The organism is Acinetobacter sp. CIP 102136, assembly GCF_000369685.1.
GTDB lineage: Bacteria > Pseudomonadota > Gammaproteobacteria > Pseudomonadales > Moraxellaceae > Acinetobacter > Acinetobacter fasciculus.
This window is the reverse complement of sequence record NZ_KB850142.1, coordinates 1,401,726-1,425,609: the sequence shown is the minus strand read 5'-3', so window position 1 is coordinate 1,425,609 and position 23,884 is coordinate 1,401,726. Positions and strand designations below refer to the sequence as shown.

Here is a 23,884-nt window from a genome sequence, read left to right as displayed (position 1 = left end):
GGTTGATTGATTAATTTTTCATTTATGCATTAAACAAGGTAATAAGGATGACTAAACCCAACATTATTTTATCTGAGCAAGATTTACATCGTCTGGAAACGATGCTGGAGAATCAGAGCAAGCTGAGCGAAACCATGATCCGCTTAGAGGATGAATTGGCACGTGCCGAAGTGGTCGAGCCGCAAGCGATCGCAAGCAATATCGTGACCATGCATTCCCGTGTGTTGTTGACCATTGCACCTTCTACGGAAGCTGTTGAGGTGACACTAGTTTACCCACACGAATTTAAAGGTGAAAAGAGGCAGGTCAATGTCATCGCACCGATAGGTGCAGCCATTTTGGGCTTAGCAGAAGGTCAAACCATTGAATGGCCACAACCGGATGGTAATACCATGAAAGTGACCATTGAAAAAGTGCTGTTTCAGCCGGAGAGCGAAGGGGATTATCTTTAAGCCAGCGTTGGATCATCCTTGAAAGCCATAGCAATATGGCTTTTTTGTATATGGATTTTAAGTAAAACCTGGTGTTGTAAGCATTTAGATCAGATTGAATACATTTTAAAGTTCTAAATGCTTAAAGTTAAACAATTCTCAAGATGCTACGTAGCCATTTATCTCTGTAATTGGATTGTCTTGCCAAAATCATAATTAAAATAAAGATAAAACATGCATTTAGTTAAAGTGATGTAACGAATTTCTGGATAAATATACACAACGCAGTCTGTTTTTTTGCTACATTCGAAGATGTTCTAGACTTCTTTGTTTCACTTTTTTTAAAGGATATCGCCTCAACCATGTCGCGCTTTGAAGCTCTACCTGCCTTGACTGACATGATGCTTGATCGTGAGGAAATTCTGGCGATTAAGCGTAATGAGCTTGTGCCTGTACTGGATAATCAATATGGGCTGAATCATTATGCAGATGCTTTGATTCAGGCACAGTCCGTTCTACTGAATGGTGTAGACCCGCACTTGACCCAACAGTTAAGCCATACCATTGAGCAATTGATTCAGGCTTTGGCAGAATCTAAAAAATATCTGAAAAAACGTAAATTTAATGCCCTACAGAAATGGCTAGGCATCGATCTGGATTATGGCTCAAGTCAGGTGGAATATTATCAACGGCTAGACCGTTTGCTCGATCAGGCCGATCACTTAAGCCGTAAATTGCAGATTGAAATTCAGAAATCGCAGTCACGTTTTCAGCAGCTTTTGGGGTTGCGCGAACAGATGGCCAAGCACATTGTCGCAGCAGACGAGTTTCTGTCTGAATATCCGCTATTCGTCAAAAACCAGCATCCCTTGGATAATTTTTCAGAACGCCTCTCCAAGAAAATTAATACCTTACGTACCTTGCAAAGCAGTAATGACATCGCCATTACCCAGATGCAGCTTTCGCAGCAGCTTTCCTTTAGCCTGCTGGATCGCTTTAAGGAAGCACAGCAGGTCTTGATTCCGGCCTGGCAATATCATGTCAAACAAAGCCAGACGAAACACTCGACAAGTGATCTGGAAAAACTTGATAATAGCCGTGAGAGTCTGATTAAAACGTTAAAAAAATCCCTCGAGAAACCCTCGAAAACATAACAATATAAGGTGAACTATGACCAAGTCTGATTTAGTAAATTTACCTGTTGAAAGCTCGAATGAACTGGTCGAACAAAAATTCCAGCAAATGGACCTGAAAGAACTGGGCTTACAGCCTGCTGACTTTCAGGAGGTGCTGGCTGCACGTAAAGAGTTGCAGAACATGAGTCATAACAGCGTGGCTGAATATGGCAAAAATATTGCGACCAAAACTTCGACCTATACCGATGAATTACTGAATCTGGTGCAAAATAGAGATCTGGATGCGACAGGACAGAAGCTGAATCAGGTGGTACAGGTGGCTCAGCAGCTGAATACCAGCAGTATTCTCAATAAAAAGAAAAGTTCGGGTTTTTTTGGCAATATCATTAGCAAATTCAAAGGTGCGAAAGATAACTTTGATGCGCATTTCAATACCACTAAAGAGCAGCTAGATGTACTGGTGAAAGAGATTGAAACCTCGCAATCCGGTTTGAAAGCACGTGTTGATACCCTGGATAAAATGTTTGACGGGGTACAGGATGAATATAAACAGCTCGGGGTACATATCGCCGCAGGCCGTTTACGCGAACAGGAGCTGCAGCAGGAAATTTCCACTTTAACCGCCTTGCCGCACGATCAGAGCACCACCCAGAAAATTTATGACCTGAACCATCTGGCCAATAATCTGGAAAAACGTGTCAGTGATTTACAGGTATTGCAGCAATCTGCCATGCAGACCTTGCCAATGATCCGGATTATCCAGTCGAATAACCTGATGCTGGTCGACAAGTTCTATGCGATCAAAAACATTACTTTACCGGCGTGGAAAAACCAGATCAGTCTCGCAATTTCATTGAGCGAACAGAAGAACAGTGTACAGCTGGCCAATACCATTGATGATGCCACCAATGAGCTGCTGCGCCGTAATGCTGACCTGTTACATCAGAACTCGGTCGATACTGCTAAAGCCAACCAGCGCTCGGTGATTGACATCGAAACGCTTGAACATGTGCAAAATACCCTCATTAAAACTGTAAATGATGTGATTCAGATCCAGAAAGAAGGTGTACAAAAACGCACAGAAGCAACCGTGCGTTTGAAAGCTTTGCAAGATAATCTGAATCATTTGGTGATTGAATCAAGTACCAGTGGATCCACGCCCAACTAAATCAGGTAGGGCCAAAATCTGAAAGAAGGAGTAGAGATTGCCGCCCTTAGATGAATACGCCGTTAAGCCTCAGGACATCAAGCAGGGGGTAGTTGCACTCAAGAAACGTCAACGCAATTTGATGCTATTGGGTTTGACTACTTCTACCATATTTATAGCCTCATTGATCAGCCTATTTTTCCAGCAGGAACTGGTCTATGGCTTTTTTGGCCTGAGTACCCAAGTACAGCAATTGCATTTACCGGTCAGTGTAGATGCCACACTGGCCAGCATTGGTGATAGTCCGGATTATTTTTTTAGTTTGCTGAGCTGGTTTGGCTGGCTGATTATTAAAATTTTTGCCTCTTTTATCGGTGCATTTTTTGTGATTGGCTTACTGAAAAAGTTGCGTTTCTTTTATGTTCGCTTTCAGTCTTTTGTGCTGAAATTTGTCGCCTGGCTGATTGCTTTTATCGTGATCTGGTCAGGATTGACTTACTGGCAGCATGATCTACGTAATGATCGGGATGATGCTTATCAGCAAGTGGTGTATTATGACAGCAATATTAATGACAGTGAAATTGCTCGTTATCTGGCTGATTCAGAGATTGCAGCACCGGTGAAATCTTATTTACTGGCGCAAACGGCATTGCTGCATAAGCCGCAGGATTTATCTGCCGCAAAACCTTATGTTTTAAACCTGGTTGAAGCAGAAAAACAGGATCCTAAATTTGAACAATATGGTTTCAAGCCTGAACAAATCTGGACCATGCAGCAACAGGTCTATGGTCAAGCCATGACACCAGTCGCCAAGAGTGTAAATACACAGGTGCAACAGGCGGATCAGTTAAATCAGATCACGAATCTGGTTATTATTGGTGTTGCTATTTTATCGGCACTACTTAGCCTAATCTTGTTTTTCTTGGCCAACTCAATCAAGGGTCGATCACTCCGTATCGAACAGCGGATTCATTAATTTCCCAAAATGCTCCTGAATAGGGAGCATTTTTTTGATAAAATTTCAATGCTATTTTTAAGATAACCTATTCAACTTGCTTAACACAGCTCAAAAATTTAAATAAGGCAGTAAAAAAAACTAGGTTTAGCTTAATAATCTAAAATATCGATCAATAAAATAAAAACAACCTGTTTTACCTATTCAATCGATTGTCCTATCATGGCTGTATCAAATAAACATTTACTCCTTTGGAGACGTTAGTAATGTTAGATCAAAATACTTCAGCCCAACTTAAAACCTTATTAGAACGCCTAGAAGGCCCGATTGAACTGGTGGCGACTTTGGATGGCTCTGACAAATCAGCCAAAATCCAGGAACTGGTGTCCGAAGTGGCTGCACTGTCTGACCTGGTGACTGCACGCTTTGACGGGATCAATGCACGTGCGCCAAGTTTCGGGATTGCAAAAGCTGGTGAGGAACCACGTGTATTCTTTGCAGGCTTGCCAATGGGCCATGAGTTCACCTCACTGATCCTGGCATTGTTGCAAACCTCAGGTTATGCACCGAAAGTCTCTGATGAAGTTCTGGCGAATATCAAGAGCCTGGGTGTTCAATCTAATTTCGATGTATTTGTATCCTTAAGCTGCCATAACTGTCCGGATGTGGTTCAGGCACTTAACCTGATCGCCATCTATAACCCAGGCACTACAGCGACCATGATTGATGGGGCTTTCTTCCAGGAAGAAGTAGAAGAACGCAAAATCATGGCGGTTCCGATGGTGTTCCAGGACAACCAGCATATAGGTCAGGGTCGTATGACGCTGGAAGAAATCATTGCCAAGTTGGACAGCAATGCCGCTACCAAAGATGCGGAAAAGCTGAATGCCAAAGATGCCTTTGATGTCCTGGTGATCGGTGGTGGTCCTGCAGGGAATACTTCTGCCATCTATGCAGCACGTAAAGGCATTAAAACCGGGATCGTGGCTGAACGCATGGGCGGTCAGGTCATGGATACCATGGACATTGAAAACTTTACGTCTGTACAGAAGACCCAAGGTCCTAAATTTGCTGCCGAGATGGAAGCCCACGTGCGTGAATACGGGGTCGACATCATGAACCTGCAACGCGTGTCTGATATCAAAGGGGCAGACGAAACGGCCAATGGTCTGGTGGAAGTGACTTTAGAGAATGGTGCCAAACTGGAATCTAAAACCGTGATTCTGTCGACCGGCGCACGCTGGAGAGAGATGAACGTTCCAGGTGAGCAGGAATACAAAACTCGTGGTGTGGCCTACTGCCCGCACTGTGATGGTCCACTGTTCAAAGGCAAACGCGTCGCCGTGATTGGCGGTGGTAACTCGGGGGTGGAAGCTGCGATCGACCTGGCAGGGATTGTAGAGCATGTAACTTTGGTGGAATTTGATACCAAATTGCGTGCGGATCAGGTGCTGCAAGACAAACTGAACAGCTTGCCGAACACCACCGTGATCAAGAATGCCTTGTCGACTGAAGTACTGGGTGACGGTGCACAAGTGACTGCACTGAAATACAAAGACCGTGCTACGGATGAAGAGCATACAGTTGAACTTGCAGGGATCTTCGTGCAGATCGGTTTGTTGCCAAATACGGACTTCCTGAAAGAAACCCCAGTTGAGCTGACCAACCGTGGTGAGATCGTGATTAACGATCGCAATGAAACCAATGTGAAAGGTGTATTTGCTGCAGGTGACTGTACCACAGTGCCGTACAAGCAGATCATCATCGCGACCGGTGAAGGTGCCAAGGCGTCACTGTCTGCTTTTGATTACATCATCCGTTCAGGACAATAAAAAAATAGCACCTGGGTTCCCCAAAACCGAGGTGCTATATCTTATAAATACATTATTATCGCTTTATAGGAACTCAGGACGCTAACACCCGAGTTCCTTTTTTTATATTTATTATTGGAACAGCCAAAAGTGTCCCCACGCACTTTCAGCTGTTCCTTTCCTCTGCACAGTTTTTGTTTTCAACCCTTATTTTTATACTTTCCCCAAGGTTGTTTTTATATAAAGCAATGTTTATTCCATCGCTTCATTTTTAAGATTTAAATAAGTTCAAACCCTTAAATTTTTCCAGTAATTGTTCTTGTGTTTCCCGATACTCCGGATGTGGAACAATGCATTCAATCGGACAGACATCTACACAGGTCTGATGCTCATAAAAACCGACGCATTCTGTACAACGGTTCACATCAATTTCATAAACTTTCGCACCCTCATAAATCGCGTCATTTGGGCATTCCGGTAAACACATATCGCAATTGATGCATTTGTCGGTAATTAGTAGTGCCATATTTAACTCGCTTGATAAGCCAGTGAAGATGCCGAAATATCCATAGTCGAGCTTGGCAGATTACGGATGAGCAGGGCATATTGCATATCAACATCTGCCGGAACTGGAATCTCAACGATATGACCTGAACCTTTGGCGTCTTCGATCAGATTACCTTTTTTGTCTTTCATTTCGGTTAAATTGAAAGTGATATTGCCTTTAGTCGTCATCAGTTCGAGTGAGTCACCGACGATAAAACGGTTTTTCACATCGATCTTGATGTAATCTCCATTGCGCTCCAGTACTTCACCACAGAAAATTTGATGATCAAAACTGGAAGAACCATGTTCATAATTCTGATATTCACTATGCACATGGCGGCGTAGAAAACCTTCGGTATAACCACGATTCGCTAAGCCTTCCAATTGTGTCATCAGTGACGGATCAAAAGGTTTACCCGCAAGCGCATCATCAATCGCTTTACGGTAAATTTGAGCAGTACGGGCGCAATAGAAATAAGACTTGGTACGGCCTTCGATTTTCAGTGAATGCACACCCACTTTAGTTAAGCGCTCTACATGCTGGACTGCACGCAGATCTTTCGAGTTCATAAAATAAGTGCCGTGTTCATCTTCTTCTGCGGCAAACATATCTTCATCATTCCGCTGCAATAACACAGGCTCATCAAACTGAGGTTGTTCTTGCATGTGTTGTTCGTCGGCATCTTTGGAGCAGCAGCCTGAATCCAGATTTTTCACTGGAATCACATCACCGGTTTCATCTTCCTTAGCATCCAGCACTTTATATTCCCAGCGGCAGGCATTGGTGCAGGCACCCTGATTGGCATCACGTTTGTTCATATAGCCTGACAGCATGCAACGGCCAGAATAGGCCATGCACAGTGCACCATGAACAAAGACTTCAATCTCCATATCGGGCACTTGCTGTTTGATTTCTGCAATTTCTTCAATCGACAATTCACGTGACAGAATCACGCGGGTCAGGCCCATATTTTTCCAGAATTTCACGGTTGCCCAGTTCACGGCATTGGCCTGAACAGACAAGTGAATATCCATCTCTGGAAAATGTTCACGCACCAGCATGATCAGACCTGGATCGGACATGATCAACGCATCTGGCTGCATCGCCACTACAGGCGCTAAATCACGAATAAAATTTTTCAGCTTGGAGTTATGCGGCTGGATATTGACCACCACATAGAACTTTTTGCCGAGTTCATGTGCTTCTTTAATGCCAATGGCGAGATTGTCATGGTCAAATTCATTATTCCGAACCCGCAGGCTATAACGCGGCTGACCGGCATAGACTGCATCTGCACCATAAGCAAAGGCATAGCGCATATTTTTCAGTGAGCCAGCAGGTGAGAGAAGTTCGGTAACAGTGGTAATGCTCATGATCAAATCGAAAGACATATAAAAAGTACGGCTTTATTCTAATCATCTGGAATTTGGATTCAACCTAGTAAATCACTCGGAAATACGCGATTTGGATGTAAAACAAGGTTCTTTTTTAAGTAGGGAATCCTCCATAAAATATCTTCAATATTCAGTCATTTTCAGGATTTTCAAGCGTTTTTAAAATCTGGCAATGATCAATAGTGGTTGGGGTGTTGCAACGTTCTCTCAGTGTGATCAGTTGCCGTTCAAATATTTGTAATTCTTTAATTTTATTTGAAATATCCGAAAGATGCTGATCAATCAATTGGTTTACGGCACAGCACTCCTGCTCCGGATTTTGTTCAAGTTGAATCAGGGTTTCAATCTCTTTTAATGACATGTCCAAGGCACGACAACGCTTGATAAAAAGCAGTCTTTTTAATGTGTCTTCACCATAATAACGATACTGATTACTTGCTCGAAAATTCGGCTGAATAAAGCCTTTTTTCTCATAAAAACGTAAGGTATCGGTGCTTAGACCAGTTTTTTTGGCCATTTCTGAAATCAAATAAACTGACATATCGCCCTCATGCTTGACCTTGGAGTTAGTCCATAGTTTCTAATCAATTTATCGTATTTTGGATAAAAAATCATCGGGGGAGTTATATGGCCTGTAGTTGTAGTCCTGAACCGGCACCCATCAAGCCCAACAGCAAATTTAGAGCAGCGCTATGGATTGCCTTGCTGGTAAACTTCACTTTATTTGTAGTGGAGCTGATCGGTGGTGCATATGCACATTCATCAGCCTTGTGGGCAGACGCGCTAGATTTCTTTGGTGATGCCGTCAATTACGGGATTTCTTTGGCTGTACTTGGTGCGAGTCTGTATTGGCGGGCAACAGTCGCTTTGGTAAAGGGGATGACCATGGCATTGTTTGGTCTGGTAGTGATTGGCAAAGTGATTTACGCCTATCTGCAAGGCATTCCACCTGAAGCACTGACAATGGGCCTGATTGGCATCCTAGCCTTAGTGGCGAATGTATTTACAGCAGCAATTCTTTATGCTTTTCGTGAAGGTGATTCCAATATGCGGTCGGTCTGGCTCTGTAGCCGTAATGATGCAATTGGCAACTTTGCGGTCATTTTGGCAGCCGTAGGCGTATTTGGTACAGGCAGTCTTTGGCCGGATATTATTGTGGCTGTAATTATCGCTACACTCGGCATCACATCAGGTTATCAAGTGATTAAGCAGTCTCTGGAAGAAAGATCACTTAAACATAAATCCAGCTAATTTTTATATTTAAAGCTGTCCTGCAGGGCAGCTTTTTATTTATTTCCATTTTTATAATATTTGAAAAATAAAGCTTTACAAATAAACAAATTAAATTAGAATCTCTGGCGAAATTCAGAAAATATACATAAATTTTAATAATTTAGTTTTTTGCATCGTGCGAGGGTTAATGTGAATTTAATTAAAATTTTTTCAATATTGGCAATATCGGGGCTAGCCGCTTGTAGTTCCAAAGTCGTGACTTATGATGCAACAGGAAAAATCATCGGTTCATGTATGGCGACGCGTGGCCTACTTTCGACCGCAAGTGCACATTGTAGTGGTTCAGGCGATGCCTTAGGTGTGAATTACAATACGCCAGATGCGAATACAGGCCTATTACCAACGCCACCAAGCCAAAATCAGATTAATTTAAAACCGTAAATAATAAAGGGGAATATCATGAAATTATCAGCACTTATTGCACTTGTAGCGACTGTTGTATTGACGGGCTGTGCATCGTCAGTAACTACATTTGACTCTCATGGCCGTATGATTGGTTCATGTAAAGCGCAAACGGGTTTCATCATTGCAGGTGGCGCAGGCTGTTCAGGTTCTGCAAACCAGGAAGGTCGCGATCGTTAATTATTTAGTGATGGTTCCAATAAAAAACCGGACTTTTAAGTCCGGTTTTTTAGTTTAGAAAATCTTATTTTTCAACGAATGCACGTTCAATCACGTAATCGCCTAAAACGCCCATTTTCGGAGATTCTTTCAGACCGTGTTGATCAAGAAGCGCAGCAACGTCATCTAGGAATGCAGGGCTACCGCATAACATGGCACGGTCAGTTTCCGGGTTGAAACGTGGCAGACCGATTTTTTCAAACAGTTCACCGGTTTCAATCGCGGTGGTTACACGACCTTGGTTTGGATATTCTTCACGGGTGACGGTTGGGTAATATACCAATTTTTCTTTCGCGCCGAGTTCAGAGAAGAATTCATGATTTGGCACTTCATTCAGGATCAAATCTTGATAAGCCAGTTCTGAAATGAAACGGGTACCGTGAACTACGATGATTTTTTCAAAACGCTCATAAGTTTCAGGATCGCGAATAGTCGACAGGAACGGTGCAAGACCAGTACCAGAAGAAAGAAGGTAAAGATTTTTACCTGGGTTCAAGTCATCAAGTACCAATGTACCTGTCGGCTTTTTAGAAACCAAAATGTCATCACCGACTTTGACTTTCTGTAAAATCGAAGTCAGTGGACCATCAGGCACTTTAATTGAGAAAAATTCTAACTCTTCTTCGTAGTTGGCGCTTGCAATTGAATATGCGCGCATTAACGGCTTGCCATTGACTTCAAGGCCGATCATTACAAACTGACCGTTTTTAAAACGCAAAGCAGTGTCACGAGTCGTTTTAAAAGAGAATAAAGTATCATTCCAGTGGTGGACGTGAGTAATCTTTTCGACGTTAAAAGCAGCCATTAAAGGTCTCAATAAATTATCAAATTAGAACAGCTTGCTATTCTAATCTAAATTCATTCTCGATAAACTGAATATATTTAATTGAGCTTATCAAAAAAAGTGATGATGACTGAACTGACGCTGCCGATTATTGGTTATATGCGTTCTCCCTATAAAGAAAAATTTGGTATTCCTCGTCAGCCGAATCTGGTTCAGGTCGAAAGCTATATTGAAATGGTCGGGTCCTATAATGACCTGCTCGCCTTTGAGGGAATTGAAGAATTCAGTCATTTGTGGCTGGTCTGGCAATTTCATGACAATAAAAACCAGCACAACAGCCAGTTTCGTCCACAAGTGCGTCCGCCGCGTTTGGGTGGTAACAAGAAAATAGGCGTGTTTGCTACGCGCAGCATGTATCGTCCATCACCGATTGGTTTATCTGTGGTCAAACTCAAAGAAGTGAGAAAAGTGAGCAAACATGTTCGAGTGTATGTGACAGGGAGTGACTTGCTCGATGGCACGCCAATTATGGATATCAAACCTTATATTCAATATTCGGATGCCATCATTGAAGCACAAAGCGGTTATGCACAGGATGAACCACCACGTAAAACCGTCATTTGGAGCGATGAAGCGGAGCAGCAAAAGCAACAATTACTAGGAAATGGAAAAATTTCTGTGCAGACTATTCAGGAACTGGAAGCTGTCTTATCTTTAGATCCAAGACCTGCATATCAGGAAGATGAAGAACGGGTATATGGGATGAAGTTTGCAAATGTTGATATCCATTTCAAAATTCATGCTCAGCAAGTGCTAATTGTTGCTATCCAGCATATTCCTTCCTAGATTATAGGTTCCACCACAAAACCCCAATCAACACTGCCATATGCAAAATCTGCACAGGCGCAAAATAAAGGACAAACTTCCAGCCACCGGTCAAAGCTGCATTGGCTGACTTGGCCAGGGCATGAGCACCCAGACCTAAAAGCAGGGCATAAATCAGACGCATATTTGAAGGATCGCCTTGAACGACGACACTGGCCATCGCGGCATGAATCTCGAATAAAGAGGCGAGCAAGGTCCCGGCCAGTAAGCCGGCATCCCCGAGCCAGACCTCCAGTCCGTAAACTCCAGCCTGAATCAATGTTAATGTGACTGCAATAATCACAGCTTCTTTTAAGCTGAACATCTGGCTGTCTGACGATTCCATGCTCGGCGCAGGTTTTGCCTTGCGCAATAATAAAAATGCACAGGCTGCCAGAAGGATTACGGCAACTAAAGAGGGCAAGAGCAGGATTTTAAGCCAGCTCCAGGATACGCCCCCGATCACAATCAATAGCAACACAATAGTCGAGATACAGGACATCAGCGCGGCACCGGCATTCGATCGTGCATCCATTTCACCTTTACGGACCTGTAAGCCCAACTGAGCGATGGTCGCCGTACTGGAAACAAAACCGGAAGCAATGGAGGACAGCATCAGGGCATTTTTAGTCGAAAAAAAGCGTTTCGCAATATGCGCCAGAGCTTGTACCACTAAAATTAAGGTCAGTAATTTTAAGATAATATAAGGGTTAAGCACTTCTCCCCAAAAAGGCCGGTCAGGGGTCAGCGGCAAGCCAATCAAAATCAAGGCCAGTAATAATAGTCCATCCCTGAATTCGGCTTCTTTAATCCATTTTCCGGCAATATTGTGCATGGTATGTTTGGCCATCAAAATACCGGTTAAGAGCACAGAAAGACCGGCTGCCAGAGGAATATTCCATAAACACATGGCGCCAATAAAATAGGTCATCACAAATGCAAGCTCTGTGGTAATGCCCGGATCATCTGGTTGATTTTTGATAGATAAAATGACCATGCCACCCACGATCAAAGCACCTATTACAGCAATCACGATTCCAAACAGGAAACACAGTGCGCCCAATAAAGCACAGATCGCAAAGGAACGTAAGCCGGCAAAACTCGGTTGCTGCTCACGTTGTTTATGCCGTTCCCGCTCCAGACCAATCAATAGGCCGCAGCCCAATGCCGAGGTGAGTATCGTGAGCAGTTCATGAAAAGAATGCGCATGCAGGGGAACCGCAGTCAAATCCATCTGTGACCTCAGCAAGCTAAGAGTTGATTATTTAAAAATATATGCGACGAGATAGAGTTTGCATAGATCAAAAATGTTGCAGTAGTGATCAAATCCATTATTTACTTTCTTTTTGAGATTGAAATAGAAACGTACATTCGATAGGTCGGGAGCATGCGAAAAACTGCAAAAACTTGTTATAGTGGAGGCAAGTTTGGGGACTGATAATAATGAAATTTGACTTTGAAATTGATACGGCATGGTGTCTAGACCAACTCTTTAAAGACGGTAAAATCAGTGAACGCGACCGGATGCTGGTACAAACCACTCATCGGCAACGTGAACAACTAAAATGGCACCCTTTACAGTGGATTGCTAATTTTAATCTGGTCGATCAGTCCCATCCTCAAACAACACTGACTCTGAACCGTTTATGTCAGTGGCTGGCAGAAAAAACCGGATTGATGTTCTATATCATTGATCCGCTTAAAGCTGATGTACAGGCATTGACCCATGTCATGTCGCAGGAATATGCACTGCGCAACCATATTTTGGCAGTGGAAATACAGGCAGACAAAGTTCTGATCGCTACGGATCAGCCTTATAAAACCGAATGGGTGTCGAATCTCGAACAGAATATTTCCCCGAAGAAAATACAACGGGTATTACTGAATCCGGAACAGCTACAACGTTATATTACTGAATATTATCAGGTCAGTCGTGCAGTCAGTGGTTCACAAAAATCTTCCGCTTATGACCGGGAAAATAAGGGCGTCGAAGCCTTGCTACAGCTGGGTGACTCACAGAATCCGGATGCCAATGACCAGCATATTGTCAAACTGGTAGACTGGGTGTTGCAATTTGCCTTTGAGCAGGGCGCCAGTGATATTCACATGGAACCGCGTAAAGATACGGGTAAGATTCGTTTCCGGATTGATGGCGTACTGCATACGATTTACAACATGCCCGCCAATACATTGACCGCCGTCATTTCCCGGATCAAGATTCTGGGCCGGATGAACGTCGCGGAAAAACGTAAACCACAGGATGGCCGCCTGAAAACCCGTACACCAAAAGGACAGGAAACCGAATTGCGTTTGTCGACCTTGCCAACGGCATTCGGTGAAAAACTGGTGATGCGTATTTTCGATCCGGAAGTACTGGTGAGAAATTTTCAGCAACTTGGCTTTGAAGGTCATCTGCTGAATGACTGGAACAATCTGACCAGTCATAGTCATGGCATTATTCTGGTGACAGGCCCAACGGGTTCCGGTAAAACTACTACGCTTTATTCAACCTTGAAGCAGCTGGCGACTGAACAGGTCAACGTCTGTACCATTGAAGACCCGATCGAGATGCTGGAACCCAGCTTTAACCAGATGCAGGTCAATAATGGTATTGATCTCGGTTTTGCTGACGGCGTGCGCGCACTAATGCGTCAGGACCCGGACATTATCATGGTCGGGGAAATTCGTGATCAGGATACTGCCAATATGGCGATTCAGGCAGCATTGACTGGTCATCTGGTTCTCTCAACTTTACATACCAATGATGCGCCGTCGAGTCTGACCCGTCTGCATGATCTGGGCGTACAGCCATTTTTGACAGCAGCAACCATCTTGGGTGTTCTGGCTCAACGTCTGGTGCGTAAACTCTGCCCGCATTGCAAGCAGGAAAGCTTCCTGAATGAACAGGAATGGCAGCATCTGGCAGCCGATTATCCTTTGCCGCGACCGGAATTTGTCTTTAAGGCGGTGGGCTGCGAAGAATGCCGGCATACCGGCTATAAAGGCCGTATTGGGATTTATGAGTTTATGCCACTGAGTCTGACCACTAAACAGCTGATTGGTGCCGATGCTAATCTGAACCAGCTGCGTCAGCAGGCTAAAAAAGAAGGGGTAGAGCCGCTCAGAATTGCCGGGGCGCGTAAGATTCTGGAAGGTGTGACCACGCTTGAGGAAGTCCTGAGAGTGGTGCCCTTAAATTAACTTTAAAAATGAAGCAATCTTAAGATTCAATTCATCTTCGGCTGTTTTAATAGCATCATCGAAACAAGGCAAGACTTTAAAGAGGTAACTGCGATGAAAATGATGATAAATACGGTTTTGGCAGCTGCATTGATGGGTTCTATCGCGACGGCTACGATAGCAAGTAGCGACACTGCTGTGAATCAGGCTGCTTTTGCTAAATCGACCACAGTCAAACAGGCACTGGCCATGAAAGATGACAGTAAGGTTCAGCTTAAAGGTTATGTCGTGAAAGCGGTCGGTGATGAAAAATACCAGTTCCGAGACAGCACAGGAACTATTACTGTTGAGATTGATGATGAACTTTGGCAAGGCAAACCGATTTCAGCCAAAACACCGGTAATCATCACAGGTGAAATCGACATTGATTATAAACCGGCAAAACGTGTTGAAATTGAGGTTGATCAGGTTCGTTTCTAATATCGCCTGATTTGCTGAAATCAATTTGAACACAGCGACAAAAAACCACATGCAAGTTACCAAAAAGCATGTGGTTTTTTTGAGTCTGGAACTTTTTCAAGGCAAGATAGAACAAGGAAGCAAACGGAGCAGAATATGCGTATTCTTTTGGCGGAAGATGATCAGTCTCAGGCAGACAGTATCCAGACTTGGCTGGAAATGGACGGTTATGTGATTGATCGGGTAGAGCGTGGTGATCATGCGATCCTAGCGATTGAGCAGCATAAATATGACTGTATTCTGCTGGATCGTGGCCTGCCGAATGCCACTGGAGATGACATTCTGAAAATTTTGCGCAGCCAACATCAAGATACGCCGGTGATTTTTATTACGGCCAAAGACAGTATTGATGACCGGGTTGAAGGTCTGGATTTAGGCGCGAATGATTATCTGGTCAAACCTTTTAGTCTGGAAGAACTTTCGGCCCGAGTTCGTGCCCAACTCAGACAGAAACAGCAAACACCGAATCATATCCTGCAATGGCAGGATCTCAGTCTGGACACTCAAGCCAAGACCCTAACTAAAGAAGGTCAAGCTGTGAATCTGACTGCGAAGGAATTTCAAATTCTATACAAGCTGATGCAGCAGCCTGAACATATTGTCACCCGTGAACAGCTGGAAGAATCGCTGTACGCCTGGGGCGATGAAATTGAAAGTAATGCCATTGAAGTATTTATCTATCAGCTGCGTAAAAAAATTGGCAGCCAGATGATCAAGACCATTCGTGGCTTGGGCTATCGTATGCATAAGGCTGAGGCTTAACCCCATGTCGGCTGCTATTTCCCTGCAAACCCGGCTGATCAAACATGCACTGTTTAGTTCCATCTTGGCTGGAGTATTGGCCTGGCTGCTGTTATTGGGAATTTCCAGTTATCAGGCCAGTCAGTTGCATGATGAATTAATGGAGCAAATTTCTGAGTTACTGCTTGGCGATGTTACCCAGGCCAAAGACGCCCAAGTCGATGAACTCAGTGAACAGTTTGATATCCAGTATGCCTTGTTGCTGGATCAACAGGTACTGACTACTTCGATTGATGATGAATTAATTAATACCATTCCAAAAGCACAGAACAACGGCTTTCAGTTTGCTTATGAAAATGGTCATTTTATCCGGATACTGACTGCGGAAGATGACGACCTTCAGGTCAAAATCGTACAGCCACTTTCAGTACGTTTCGATGAACTCTGGCAAACTACTTTGGGCTTTGCCGGGATCTTATTGATTTTATGGCTAGTGCAATGGCTGATTTTGCGTGTTGCGATCAGACGCCAGTTACGGCCATTAAACAAGATTTCCCGGGCGATTGGTTCCAAAACTGCTCAGGATCTAAGCCCTCTCAAAACGCCTGATCCTGAAATCACTGAACTGCAACCGATTATTCGTCAGTTGAATGCCATGCTCGGCCGGCTGGAAAAGTCACTGGCTGCCGAACAGCGTTTTACTGCAGATGCTTCACATGAGCTGCGTTCTCCACTGTCTGCAATTCAAATGCGTCTACAGGTTTTAAAACGCAAATATCAAGATGATGCACAGCTCCCTCAGGCATTACAGTTGATCCAAAATGATGTCAACCGCGGCACGCAGGTACTGGAAAATTTACTTTTACTGGCACGACTCGATCCGGAGCGAACAGGGCAATTAGCAACGCAAACGATTAATCTTAAGAATCTGGTTCAGGAGGCTTTGCAGGCCTTGCAGCCTTTTGCAGAAGAAAAAGACATTCATTGGAATCTAAAACTTGAGGATGCTGTGATCGAAGCGAATCCAGAACTGATTTTTAGTTGTATTCGCAATCTGGTCGACAATGCGATCCGTTATACGCCGCAACAGGGACAGGTCGAGATCCGAACAGTTATTGAGCAGCATCAGATACAGTTACTGATTGAAAACTCAGGAGAGGGGATTGCTGATGAGGTACTGGAACGTTTAGGTGAACGTTTTTATCGGGCTTTGGGTACGCGAACTCAGGGTTCGGGTTTAGGCCTGTCCATTTGCCAGAAAATTATGGCACTGCATGCAGCTAAAATTGACTATGCGCCGTCGGACTTGGGTGGACTTAAAGTGTCATTGAGTTTTGAGCCTGATGGCAAAATCTCATGATTAGAAGATTAAAAAGCAGTATGCGCTGATTCATACTGCTGCTTCCCACGTTTGTTATTTTAGATTGTTTTAATTATTTGGTCAGAATAAGACGGTTGTTGCGGGTCAGGCGCAAGCGGTATTCTTCGCCGGCATGCATGATCCGGATTTCACGACCCAGTGCAAACAGATTGTTGGAGTGCAGCATTGGCAAGGCATGGTGAGTATCATTGTTACGGGTGAATAGGCTAAATGGGGCGTTCATTCCGTCGACTCCGTGGTGTGTTTTGAATTGATTTAAATGATAATCATTATCGAATAGATCTGTCAACGAAATATTGAGCAATTTATAAAAAACTCTAATTTGCTTACAATCTGTAAAACTTTACCGGTTCTGTACATCATGACTAAAGCTACAATTCATGTCGCAATTGCGCTTTTATTTTATCAAAATCAGGTTCTAGTCGGCTGGCGTGAGGCCAAGCAGCATCAGGGCAATAAATATGAATTTCCAGGCGGAAAAGTTGAACAGGGCGAATTACCAGTCGAAGCCTGCCGCCGCGAAGTGATTGAAGAGGTCGGGGTTGATATCGAACGCTGGCATGCTTCTGATTTTATTTCTCATGAATATGAAGATCTCATCGTCAATTTGCATATTTTTCATGCTTCAGTACAGCCTACTCAACTGGCTGAAATCAAACAGCCTTGGCGCTGGTACAGTCGGGAAGAACTTGGTCAGCTGAATTTCCCGAAAGCCAATCAGTCCATGATTCAAAAGCTGCAATGGCCGCAGCGCATCAAGATTGCTGAAGATCTGGATATCTTATCAAGTCTGGATACAGATCAAATGTTATATTGGCGTTTAGAAGCGACGCCTGAACGGATCATGCAATTACACCAATATCCGGTAGATCAGCTCTCCAGGTTAATCATTAATCAGCAGCTTTGGTCACAACTGAATGAATTGCAGCAGCAGACGATTCGCACGATTCATCTAAAACAGAATCAACTAATGAACTTGAAACAAGGTGAATTGAAATCTGGCTATCGTTATCTGGCAGCCTGTCATGACCTGAGTGCTTTAATGCATGCAGAACAGATCGGTTGTGAAGCAGCCTTGCTGAGTCCGGTACTGGCGACCGCAACGCATCCGGACACGCCTGCGCTAGGCTGGGAGCAATTCAAGCAAATGGCAGAGCAGGTACAGATTCCGGTTTTTGCTTTGGGTGGAATGAAGGCTGATGAGCTTGAGTATGCAAAAAGCCAGCACGCTTATGGCATTGCCGGCATTCGCTATATTTAAACACTTTATTTATAAAATAAACTTTCTATTAGTAAGTCAGTTTCTATGGAAAATTATCTTAAAGCTTTTTGAGTGCCTGTTGGGCTTGCTGAATCGCTTTGGCATTTTTCCGCAACTGAGCAGATTTAAGGCGCACTTGCCAAAGCTGCTTTTTCATGGCACTAGATTGTGCATAACTCAGGCCACGTAAGGCAAAAGCATCGGCGCTTGCTGGCTGATTTTTACGGTTAGCAATCATACCCAAGTATAAATAGGTTTCCGGTGCCTGAGGGGCCAGTCGCTGTGCCTGAGTTGCAGACGCTTCAGCTTGAGCGAACTGCTGCTTGGTATAGGCCTGCTGGGTTTGCTGCATCAGACTCTTGAAAGCCGGCAGATTACGGCCATCATCAAACTTTTGGCTTTTCGGCTTCTGTTCAGGAATGACAATTTTCTGACGTTTGATGTCAGGACGGTCATAAGGCGTAATCACGACGCCGTCTGGCGTTTTTGCCTTAGGTTTTTCCGTCGCAGGCTTGACTGGGGTAACTGGCTTTTCTGGCTCAGAGATACTTTGGCAGCCCACCAGACTGAGGATGAGCAAACCAGGGAGGATTTTTCTTAACATAAACATAGACTCAATTAATGGCTATAACTTCCACTGGCGATAATACGGGTTTCGCTCTCAAGATCGCGTTCTATTTCTGTTTCACTTTCTTGTATATAGCGACTCATATCATCCTGTTCAGCATCAGATGGCTCAGGTTCTGAATCAATATCATAAGGTTCCGTCGCATAATGCGAGATGCCGCAGGCAGTTGCCTGATTTGGCAGGGCATGACGCGAAATCGGGATATACATGGCGCCTTCACAGCCTTGTGCCGATAAATGACCGGTATAACGATCCAGCCAATGCCATTCGATTTCATTCGGCTGTGGCAAATTCACCGGTTTTTGGCGTAGTTGTTTCATGACATTGGTCCACACGGGCAGGGCACCTGAAGAACCGGTCAAGCCAGTGACTTTGTTGTCATCCAGACCGAGCCAAACCACGGTCATATAATTACCTGAGTATCCGGCAAACCATGAGTCACGGCTGTCATTCGTAGTACCGGATTTACCGGCAAGATTCAGACTACGTGGTAAGCTGTTATAGGCTGCACGACCTGTACCATTCGACATGACCTGTTGTAAGCCATAATTCAGAGCATAAGCAGAAGCCGGATCAATGGTCGGTTGCACACTCAGGCTATAACGATCCAGAGAGCGGCCGTTGGCATCCACCACAGAGCGAATCGCTTTGGTTGGGTATTTAAAGCCGCCTGTAGCAAAGTTGCCGTAAATATTCATCACTTCCATCGGGGACATATCTACCGCACCTAAGTAAATCGACGGATAAGATGGAATATCTGAAGTTACACCAAATTTTTTCAGATGATTAATAAAGGTAGACAGGCCAAATTCTTGTGCTAAACGCACAGTGGACAGGTTATAAGATTGCGATAAGGCTTGTGACATTGGAATGACACCATGTCCACGACCACTATAGTTTTTCGGTGTCCAGGTTTTGCCGTCACTCTTAATGCTGATTTCACTGTCTTCAATGGGGCTCGCCCAATGATAACGGTTCGATTCCAGTGCACTCAGGTAGATCACAGGCTTTAACAGGGAACCAACCTGACGCTTGGCATCGACTGCACGGTTAAAGCCGGTAAAATCTTGAGTAGAACCTACTGCGGCTACCAGCTCACCATTTTCCGGATGCGATACCAATACCGCACCTTGTAAATCTTTCAGGCGACCCGGATTGGATTTACTTAAACGCGCCACCGTCTCTTTAAAGCTGTCCTGAATTCTGGTTTGGGCTAAAGGATCTAAAGTGGTGAAAATTCGCAGACCCTGATTGGTCAGATCGGTTTCCTGATAATCTGTGCGTAATTGACGACGTACAATATCCAGAAAATCCGGGAAGCGGGCAGGGCCTAAAGTCGGTTTTGAAATGACATTTAACGGACGTGCGGTTTCTTTTTCATATTGTTCCTGAGTCAGATAGCCCATCACCAGCATATTATTCAGGACGATATCACGGCGTTTTTTCGCACTTTCAGGATTGCGCCATGGATTGTATAGACTCGGGCCTTGGACTAAACCCACCAAAAATGCTTGCTGGGAAATATTCAGTTCACGCAGTGGCAGGCCAAAATAAAACTGCGATGCCAGACCATAACCATTAATGGAGTAGTTACCATTCTGGCCGAGATTTACCTCATTCAGATAAGCTTCTAGAATTTCATTCTTGTCATAATGCAATTCAATCAGCATCGCCATAAAGGCTTCATTCACTTTACGTTTTAAGGTGCGCTCAGGGGTTAAATAGAAATTTTTGACCAGCTGCTGGGTTAAGGTTGAGCCACCCTGACGTTTACCACCGGTAATATTGCTGACTACGGCACGTGCAATACCACGCGGTGAAACCCCATGATGCTCATAGAACTTACGGTCTTCGGTCGCGATCAGCGCTTCGATCAAGGGCTTAGGCACTTTATTTAGCTTGATCAGCACACGGTCTTCGTTATGCTGCGGATAAATCCCACCAATTAATAAAGGTTCTAAACGCGCAATCCCGCTTGAAGACGGTTTGGTTGCGCTGACTTCTGCAATCTGTTCACCGCTGAAACTGACTTTCAATATTTGTTCCGGTTCAACCCGGTCACCAAAATCAAAGCCGCGTGTATGCACATACAGGGTATTACCCGTGGTGACAAAGTTGCCTGATTTAGTATAACTATCCGAATTTTTATAACCGAGTAATTTTAATTCTTGTTGGAAATCCTGCAGGCTGACTGGGGCATTCACGTACACTTCCATCGGACGTGCGAAGACCTTGGCCGGAATATCCCAGCGCTGACCTTCAAACTTGTCGCGTACAATATTGTCTAATCTAATCAAATAGATACTAAATGCTACAAAGATAGAAATGACAATAATAGAAAAAATTAAGGCAAGAAACCCCATGCCACGTTCAGATTTCATAAATACTTATAAGATCCTGTGAAATTGTGCTAATCATGCGAAGCTTTTCATTATTTTGCAATATTTAATCAAGAAATGCGCTTAAAATTAAAATGAAACCCCACAATTTCTCCTTAATTCGAATATATTTCAAATAATTTCCTACCTATGAAGCACTGTTATAAATTGTCATCCAGGTATAGCTTAATGTTATGATAAGCAGGATTCGTAGCGGAGCGACGACACTGGTGCAAATTTCCCATAAGACCTTTCGAAATATCGGGTTAATAGGACGTCCTGATAAATCGTCGGTGGTTGAAACCTTATGCCTTATTCACGATCATCTTCTCAATTTAGGCCTACACCCAGTTTTTGATGCAGCGACAGCTGAACTTGTTCCCTATCAAAATACCCAAACCGTCAGTCGTGCCTTATTGGGTGAGGTGGTGGATCTGGTGATTGTCGTGGGCGGTGACGGCTCGCTATTACATGCAGCACGCGCCTTGGTCAAGTACAATACCCCGGTGATCGGGGTTAACCGTGGTCGTCTGGGGTTTTTAACGGATATCAAGCCGACTGAAGTGATATTCAAGCTGGATCAGGTATTAAAGGGTGACTTTCAGACTGAGCGACGCTTTTTACTCGAAGTCGAAATTCGCTCCAAAGGTGAAGTGATTTACGATGCCATTGCTCTAAATGATGTGGTGCTACATTCAGGGAAATCGGTACATATGATCGATTTTGAACTGAATATTGATGGACAATATGTCTATCGTCAGCACAGCGATGGCCTGATAGTCTCTACGCCGACTGGTTCTACGGCTTATGCGCTTTCTGGTGGTGGCCCGATTGTACATCCAAGTATGGATGCGATTGCCTTGGTACCGATGCATCCGCATACCTTGTCTTCACGCCCGATTGTGGTCGGTGGACATAGTGAAATTAAATTACTGATTCGTGAAAATCGCGTACTGCCGATGGTTAGTGCGGATGGACAACACAGTGTGTCTTTGAATGTGGGTGATAGCGTCCATATTCGCAAGCATCCCTTTAAACTGAATCTTCTGCATCCACCGGGTTATGACTTTTATAATGCCTGTCGAACCAAACTGGGGTGGAATCAGGACTTTGATTATTTTAAGCAGGATTAAATCATGAATATTGAACAAATGCTTGCCGTACTCAATCCTGAGATTGTTGAACGCCTAAGAACAGCAGTCGAAATTGGAAAGTGGCCAAACGGTGTAGCCTTGACACCAGAACAACGTCAGACCTGTATGCAGGCAGTCTATGCCTGGGAAATGAAAAACCTGCCTGAAAATGAGCGCAGCGGTTATATCGATCGCGGTACTAAAGAAGAGGGTGAAGAGTGTGATGATGATCATCACAAGAATGAACCTGAATTCAAGCCGATTCGTTTTGTTTAAGGCTTAATTCCCAGCCAATAGCAATACAATTAAAAAAAGCATTGTTCATTCACTGAACAATGCTTTTTTCTTTTGCACAAGATTAAACCGTGTGGCGATTCGCCCATAAGATTTTGGCTTTTTGCATCGCAGCTTCAAAGCTGTCACACACGCCCATGGTATATAGCGCAATGCCCATAGTTTCTATCACTGCAATCTCGCCATAATCATGGCTTTGCTGACCGTCCCAGACAGCCTTAAATAGCGCCAGATCCAGTTCTTCTTCAATTGGACTGCGGTTGTCAGTGAGCTTTGGCAATTCATGCTCATAGAGCAGGCCATCTTTAATGCCACAGATGAGCGTTTTGGCATCCGGATTACGCTCGAATTCGCCCCCTTCACCTTTAATCACGGCACTATTTTTATAGCCCAAGCGGAAAGCTGCTTGCTGATGCGAACCACGATATGCTGGATGGAAAATGGCTTGCAGGGTCGCTTTGGCATTAAAGGGATTGATCAGACGCGCCAGGGTATGAATTGGGGAGCGTAAGCCCATGACATTACGCAGCGCAATCAAGTCTGCAAGAATCGGAGAAATTACTTCTAGCGGGATATAGGCAAAATGCTGTTGATGAAGCTGCTGTTCAACCTCAGCATCATTTTGACAGATTGGATAGCCTAAGTAAGTCAGCACCTGTTCGGTGTAAACGCGGTTCATGGTATGGCCCGAGGCACCATGCATCACAATATTATAACCATGCTTGGCCAGTGTCAGGGCTGCCAGAATAAACCAAGGATAATGCTTGCGCTTGCCCGCATATGAAGACCAGTCCAGATCGACATCCAGTTTTTTGAAACTCAGCTGGTCACGTGTCGCCTGTACAAAACCGGCCAACTCATCTACAGATTCTTCCTTGACCCGCAATAACATCAAGAATGCACCTAACTGCACATCCAGCACTTCATTTTTCAAAATCATACTGAAGGCTTGATAGGCTTCATCATAGCAGAGAGAGCGGGCGCCATTTTTCCCTTTACCCACAATGCGTACATATTGGGCAAAGGGATGTTCGAAATCTTTATAAATATTTCTTTTGGTATTCATAACTTTTTACAGCTTGCAGAAAATATTAATGTCAAGGGAGAGGGTGAAAATCCATAAACCTTTCAGTATACGTAAAACAATCAGTTAAATCTGATTATCGACTAATGTCTAATCTATTCTGGTTAAAACATAAACAAGCGCATAATAAGTTATGCACATTTAGTCTGAATATTCGGTAAAATTTAGGCAATTTTTAGAGTCTGTTTAATTTTTCTTAATCTCTTTCTCCCATTTAATACTTTGGTCTGATACTTGAGTGTCAGATTCAATGCATGGCTGATTATCATTTTTGAACATTCTCTTGAGCCTTTTGAGACTTG

At 44.0% G+C, this 23,884-nt stretch carries 25 protein-coding genes; 16 read left to right on the top strand and 9 right to left on the bottom strand.

Annotation, left to right across the window (positions count from 1 at the left end; translation table 11 throughout):
• Positions 1 to 47 precede the first annotated feature (47 nt).
• The 5 genes from rnk (at position 48) to ahpF (ending at position 5,501) form a co-directional block, all read left to right on the top strand.
• Entirely contained in the window at positions 48 to 452 is a 405-nt protein-coding gene (rnk, locus tag F893_RS12220; RefSeq protein ID WP_005252300.1) for a nucleoside diphosphate kinase regulator, read from the top strand.
• Positions 453 to 793: 341 nt separating this feature from the next.
• Complete coding sequence (locus tag F893_RS12215) at positions 794 to 1,585, top strand: hypothetical protein (protein ID WP_004279021.1); 792 nt, start codon at positions 794 to 796, stop codon at positions 1,583 to 1,585.
• 16 nt (positions 1,586 to 1,601) lie between these two features.
• Positions 1,602 to 2,735: a toxic anion resistance protein gene (locus F893_RS12210; RefSeq protein WP_004279020.1), complete on the top strand. Its 1,134-nt coding sequence runs from the start codon at positions 1,602 to 1,604 to the stop codon at positions 2,733 to 2,735.
• Positions 2,736 to 2,772: 37 nt separating this feature from the next.
• Entirely contained in the window at positions 2,773 to 3,690 is a 918-nt protein-coding gene (locus tag F893_RS12205; RefSeq protein ID WP_004279019.1) for a hypothetical protein, read from the top strand.
• A 245-nt stretch (positions 3,691 to 3,935) separates the two neighbouring features.
• On the top strand, positions 3,936 to 5,501 hold the full coding sequence (gene ahpF / locus F893_RS12200; RefSeq protein ID WP_004279017.1) for an alkyl hydroperoxide reductase subunit F: 1,566 nt from the start codon (positions 3,936 to 3,938) through the stop codon (positions 5,499 to 5,501).
• Positions 5,502 to 5,751: 250 nt separating this feature from the next.
• Here ahpF and F893_RS12195 read toward each other — a convergent pair whose 3' ends face one another.
• The 3 genes from F893_RS12195 to F893_RS12185 all read right to left on the bottom strand — a co-directional run bounded on the left by F893_RS12195 (position 5,752) and on the right by F893_RS12185 (position 7,962).
• A complete protein-coding gene (locus tag F893_RS12195) occupies positions 5,752 to 6,006 on the bottom strand; it encodes a YfhL family 4Fe-4S dicluster ferredoxin (protein WP_004645588.1) in 255 nt (84 codons plus the stop codon).
• A 2-nt stretch (positions 6,007 to 6,008) separates the two neighbouring features.
• Entirely contained in the window at positions 6,009 to 7,418 is a 1,410-nt protein-coding gene (gene yegQ / locus F893_RS12190; RefSeq protein WP_004731633.1) for a prephenate-dependent tRNA uridine(34) hydroxylase TrhP, read from the bottom strand.
• Between the two features lie 133 nt (positions 7,419 to 7,551).
• Positions 7,552 to 7,962: a Cd(II)/Pb(II)-responsive transcriptional regulator gene (locus F893_RS12185; protein ID WP_004279012.1), complete on the bottom strand. Its 411-nt coding sequence runs from the start codon at positions 7,960 to 7,962 to the stop codon at positions 7,552 to 7,554.
• Positions 7,963 to 8,048: 86 nt separating this feature from the next.
• Between F893_RS12185 and F893_RS12180 the strand changes: the two genes are divergently transcribed.
• The 3 genes from F893_RS12180 (at position 8,049) to F893_RS12170 (ending at position 9,296) form a co-directional block, all read left to right on the top strand.
• Positions 8,049 to 8,672, top strand: coding sequence for a cation efflux transmembrane domain-containing protein (locus F893_RS12180; protein ID WP_004279010.1), 624 nt, complete (start codon positions 8,049 to 8,051; stop codon positions 8,670 to 8,672).
• Between the two features lie 171 nt (positions 8,673 to 8,843).
• Positions 8,844 to 9,095, top strand: coding sequence for a hypothetical protein (locus tag F893_RS12175; protein ID WP_004279009.1), 252 nt, complete (start codon positions 8,844 to 8,846; stop codon positions 9,093 to 9,095).
• Between the two features lie 18 nt (positions 9,096 to 9,113).
• Positions 9,114 to 9,296, top strand: a complete 183-nt coding sequence (locus F893_RS12170) for a YgdI/YgdR family lipoprotein (RefSeq protein ID WP_004279008.1) — start codon at positions 9,114 to 9,116, stop codon at positions 9,294 to 9,296.
• Between the two features lie 64 nt (positions 9,297 to 9,360).
• Here the strand turns inward: F893_RS12170 and F893_RS12165 are convergent, their stop codons facing one another.
• The gene (locus tag F893_RS12165; protein WP_004279005.1) at positions 9,361 to 10,140 is read right to left on the bottom strand and encodes a ferredoxin--NADP reductase; all 780 of its coding nucleotides are present in this window, start codon (positions 10,138 to 10,140) and stop codon (positions 9,361 to 9,363) included.
• Between the two features lie 105 nt (positions 10,141 to 10,245).
• Here F893_RS12165 and tsaA point away from each other — a divergent pair, with 105 nt between their 5' ends.
• Positions 10,246 to 10,965, top strand: a complete 720-nt coding sequence (tsaA, locus tag F893_RS12160; RefSeq protein ID WP_004731629.1) for a tRNA (N6-threonylcarbamoyladenosine(37)-N6)-methyltransferase TrmO — start codon at positions 10,246 to 10,248, stop codon at positions 10,963 to 10,965.
• A 1-nt stretch (position 10,966) separates the two neighbouring features.
• On the opposite strand, the gene F893_RS12155 is transcribed toward tsaA, so the two are convergent.
• Positions 10,967 to 12,217: an MgtC/SapB family protein gene (locus tag F893_RS12155; RefSeq protein WP_004731627.1), complete on the bottom strand. Its 1,251-nt coding sequence runs from the start codon at positions 12,215 to 12,217 to the stop codon at positions 10,967 to 10,969.
• 209 nt (positions 12,218 to 12,426) lie between these two features.
• On the opposite strand from F893_RS12155, the gene F893_RS12150 reads away from it, so the two are divergent.
• The 4 genes from F893_RS12150 to F893_RS12135 all read left to right on the top strand — a co-directional run bounded on the left by F893_RS12150 (position 12,427) and on the right by F893_RS12135 (position 16,783).
• Entirely contained in the window at positions 12,427 to 14,184 is a 1,758-nt protein-coding gene (locus F893_RS12150) for a type IV pilus assembly ATPase TfpB (RefSeq protein ID WP_004731625.1), read from the top strand.
• Positions 14,185 to 14,277: 93 nt separating this feature from the next.
• Positions 14,278 to 14,643, top strand: coding sequence for a NirD/YgiW/YdeI family stress tolerance protein (locus tag F893_RS12145; RefSeq protein WP_004645581.1), 366 nt, complete (start codon positions 14,278 to 14,280; stop codon positions 14,641 to 14,643).
• A gap of 135 nt (positions 14,644 to 14,778) precedes the next feature.
• Positions 14,779 to 15,444: a response regulator transcription factor gene (locus tag F893_RS12140; protein ID WP_004645580.1), complete on the top strand. Its 666-nt coding sequence runs from the start codon at positions 14,779 to 14,781 to the stop codon at positions 15,442 to 15,444.
• Between the two features lie 4 nt (positions 15,445 to 15,448).
• Positions 15,449 to 16,783 (top strand): ATP-binding protein, encoded by a 1,335-nt coding sequence (locus F893_RS12135; RefSeq protein WP_004731621.1) that lies wholly within the window; start codon positions 15,449 to 15,451, stop codon positions 16,781 to 16,783.
• 73 nt (positions 16,784 to 16,856) lie between these two features.
• Here the strand turns inward: F893_RS12135 and hemP are convergent, their stop codons facing one another.
• On the bottom strand, positions 16,857 to 17,027 hold the full coding sequence (hemP, locus tag F893_RS12130; RefSeq protein WP_004645578.1) for a hemin uptake protein HemP: 171 nt from the start codon (positions 17,025 to 17,027) through the stop codon (positions 16,857 to 16,859).
• A gap of 138 nt (positions 17,028 to 17,165) precedes the next feature.
• On the opposite strand from hemP, the gene F893_RS12125 reads away from it, so the two are divergent.
• Complete coding sequence (locus tag F893_RS12125) at positions 17,166 to 18,065, top strand: NUDIX domain-containing protein (protein WP_004731618.1); 900 nt, start codon at positions 17,166 to 17,168, stop codon at positions 18,063 to 18,065.
• A 58-nt stretch (positions 18,066 to 18,123) separates the two neighbouring features.
• Here F893_RS12125 and F893_RS12120 read toward each other — a convergent pair whose 3' ends face one another.
• Together F893_RS12120 and mrcB are read right to left on the bottom strand one after the other, a co-directional pair.
• Positions 18,124 to 18,669 carry a hypothetical protein gene (locus F893_RS12120; protein ID WP_004731615.1) on the bottom strand — a complete coding sequence of 182 codons (546 nt, stop codon included), beginning with the start codon at positions 18,667 to 18,669 and terminating at the stop codon, positions 18,124 to 18,126.
• 14 nt (positions 18,670 to 18,683) lie between these two features.
• Positions 18,684 to 21,074, bottom strand: coding sequence for a penicillin-binding protein 1B (mrcB, locus tag F893_RS12115; RefSeq protein WP_004731612.1), 2,391 nt, complete (start codon positions 21,072 to 21,074; stop codon positions 18,684 to 18,686).
• Between the two features lie 191 nt (positions 21,075 to 21,265).
• Here mrcB and F893_RS12110 point away from each other — a divergent pair, with 191 nt between their 5' ends.
• Both F893_RS12110 and F893_RS12105 read left to right on the top strand, forming a co-directional pair.
• The gene (locus F893_RS12110; RefSeq protein ID WP_004645573.1) at positions 21,266 to 22,204 is read left to right on the top strand and encodes an NAD(+) kinase; all 939 of its coding nucleotides are present in this window, start codon (positions 21,266 to 21,268) and stop codon (positions 22,202 to 22,204) included.
• 3 nt (positions 22,205 to 22,207) lie between these two features.
• Positions 22,208 to 22,480, top strand: a complete 273-nt coding sequence (locus tag F893_RS12105; RefSeq protein ID WP_004278992.1) for a YeaC family protein — start codon at positions 22,208 to 22,210, stop codon at positions 22,478 to 22,480.
• A gap of 82 nt (positions 22,481 to 22,562) precedes the next feature.
• Here the strand turns inward: F893_RS12105 and F893_RS12100 are convergent, their stop codons facing one another.
• Complete coding sequence (locus F893_RS12100) at positions 22,563 to 23,564, bottom strand: glycosyl transferase family protein (RefSeq protein WP_004731610.1); 1,002 nt, start codon at positions 23,562 to 23,564, stop codon at positions 22,563 to 22,565.
• Positions 23,565 to 23,884 lie beyond the last annotated feature (320 nt).

Excerpts from the sequence above, each read along its gene's own strand:
- rnk (WP_005252300.1), top strand. The coding sequence starts at position 48 with ATGACTAAACCCAACATTATTTTATCTGAGCAAGATTTACATCGTCTG.
- F893_RS12215 (WP_004279021.1), top strand. The coding sequence starts at position 794 with ATGTCGCGCTTTGAAGCTCTACCTGCCTTGACTGACATGATGCTTGAT.
- F893_RS12210 (WP_004279020.1), top strand. The coding sequence starts at position 1,602 with ATGACCAAGTCTGATTTAGTAAATTTACCTGTTGAAAGCTCGAATGAA.
- ahpF (WP_004279017.1), top strand. The coding sequence starts at position 3,936 with ATGTTAGATCAAAATACTTCAGCCCAACTTAAAACCTTATTAGAACGC.
- F893_RS12195 (WP_004645588.1), bottom strand. The coding sequence starts at position 6,006 with ATGGCACTACTAATTACCGACAAATGCATCAATTGCGATATGTGTTTA.
- yegQ (WP_004731633.1), bottom strand. The coding sequence starts at position 7,418 with ATGTCTTTCGATTTGATCATGAGCATTACCACTGTTACCGAACTTCTC.
- F893_RS12185 (WP_004279012.1), bottom strand. The coding sequence starts at position 7,962 with ATGTCAGTTTATTTGATTTCAGAAATGGCCAAAAAAACTGGTCTAAGC.
- F893_RS12180 (WP_004279010.1), top strand. The coding sequence starts at position 8,049 with ATGGCCTGTAGTTGTAGTCCTGAACCGGCACCCATCAAGCCCAACAGC.
- F893_RS12170 (WP_004279008.1), top strand. The coding sequence starts at position 9,114 with ATGAAATTATCAGCACTTATTGCACTTGTAGCGACTGTTGTATTGACG.
- F893_RS12165 (WP_004279005.1), bottom strand. The coding sequence starts at position 10,140 with ATGGCTGCTTTTAACGTCGAAAAGATTACTCACGTCCACCACTGGAAT.
- tsaA (WP_004731629.1), top strand. The coding sequence starts at position 10,246 with ATGACTGAACTGACGCTGCCGATTATTGGTTATATGCGTTCTCCCTAT.
- F893_RS12155 (WP_004731627.1), bottom strand. The coding sequence starts at position 12,217 with ATGGATTTGACTGCGGTTCCCCTGCATGCGCATTCTTTTCATGAACTG.
- F893_RS12150 (WP_004731625.1), top strand. The coding sequence starts at position 12,427 with ATGAAATTTGACTTTGAAATTGATACGGCATGGTGTCTAGACCAACTC.
- F893_RS12145 (WP_004645581.1), top strand. The coding sequence starts at position 14,278 with ATGAAAATGATGATAAATACGGTTTTGGCAGCTGCATTGATGGGTTCT.
- F893_RS12140 (WP_004645580.1), top strand. The coding sequence starts at position 14,779 with ATGCGTATTCTTTTGGCGGAAGATGATCAGTCTCAGGCAGACAGTATC.
- F893_RS12135 (WP_004731621.1), top strand. The coding sequence starts at position 15,449 with ATGTCGGCTGCTATTTCCCTGCAAACCCGGCTGATCAAACATGCACTG.
- hemP (WP_004645578.1), bottom strand. The coding sequence starts at position 17,027 with ATGAACGCCCCATTTAGCCTATTCACCCGTAACAATGATACTCACCAT.
- F893_RS12125 (WP_004731618.1), top strand. The coding sequence starts at position 17,166 with ATGACTAAAGCTACAATTCATGTCGCAATTGCGCTTTTATTTTATCAA.
- F893_RS12120 (WP_004731615.1), bottom strand. The coding sequence starts at position 18,669 with ATGTTAAGAAAAATCCTCCCTGGTTTGCTCATCCTCAGTCTGGTGGGC.
- mrcB (WP_004731612.1), bottom strand. The coding sequence starts at position 21,074 with ATGAAATCTGAACGTGGCATGGGGTTTCTTGCCTTAATTTTTTCTATT.
- F893_RS12110 (WP_004645573.1), top strand. The coding sequence starts at position 21,266 with ATGATAAGCAGGATTCGTAGCGGAGCGACGACACTGGTGCAAATTTCC.
- F893_RS12105 (WP_004278992.1), top strand. The coding sequence starts at position 22,208 with ATGAATATTGAACAAATGCTTGCCGTACTCAATCCTGAGATTGTTGAA.
- F893_RS12100 (WP_004731610.1), bottom strand. The coding sequence starts at position 23,564 with ATGAATACCAAAAGAAATATTTATAAAGATTTCGAACATCCCTTTGCC.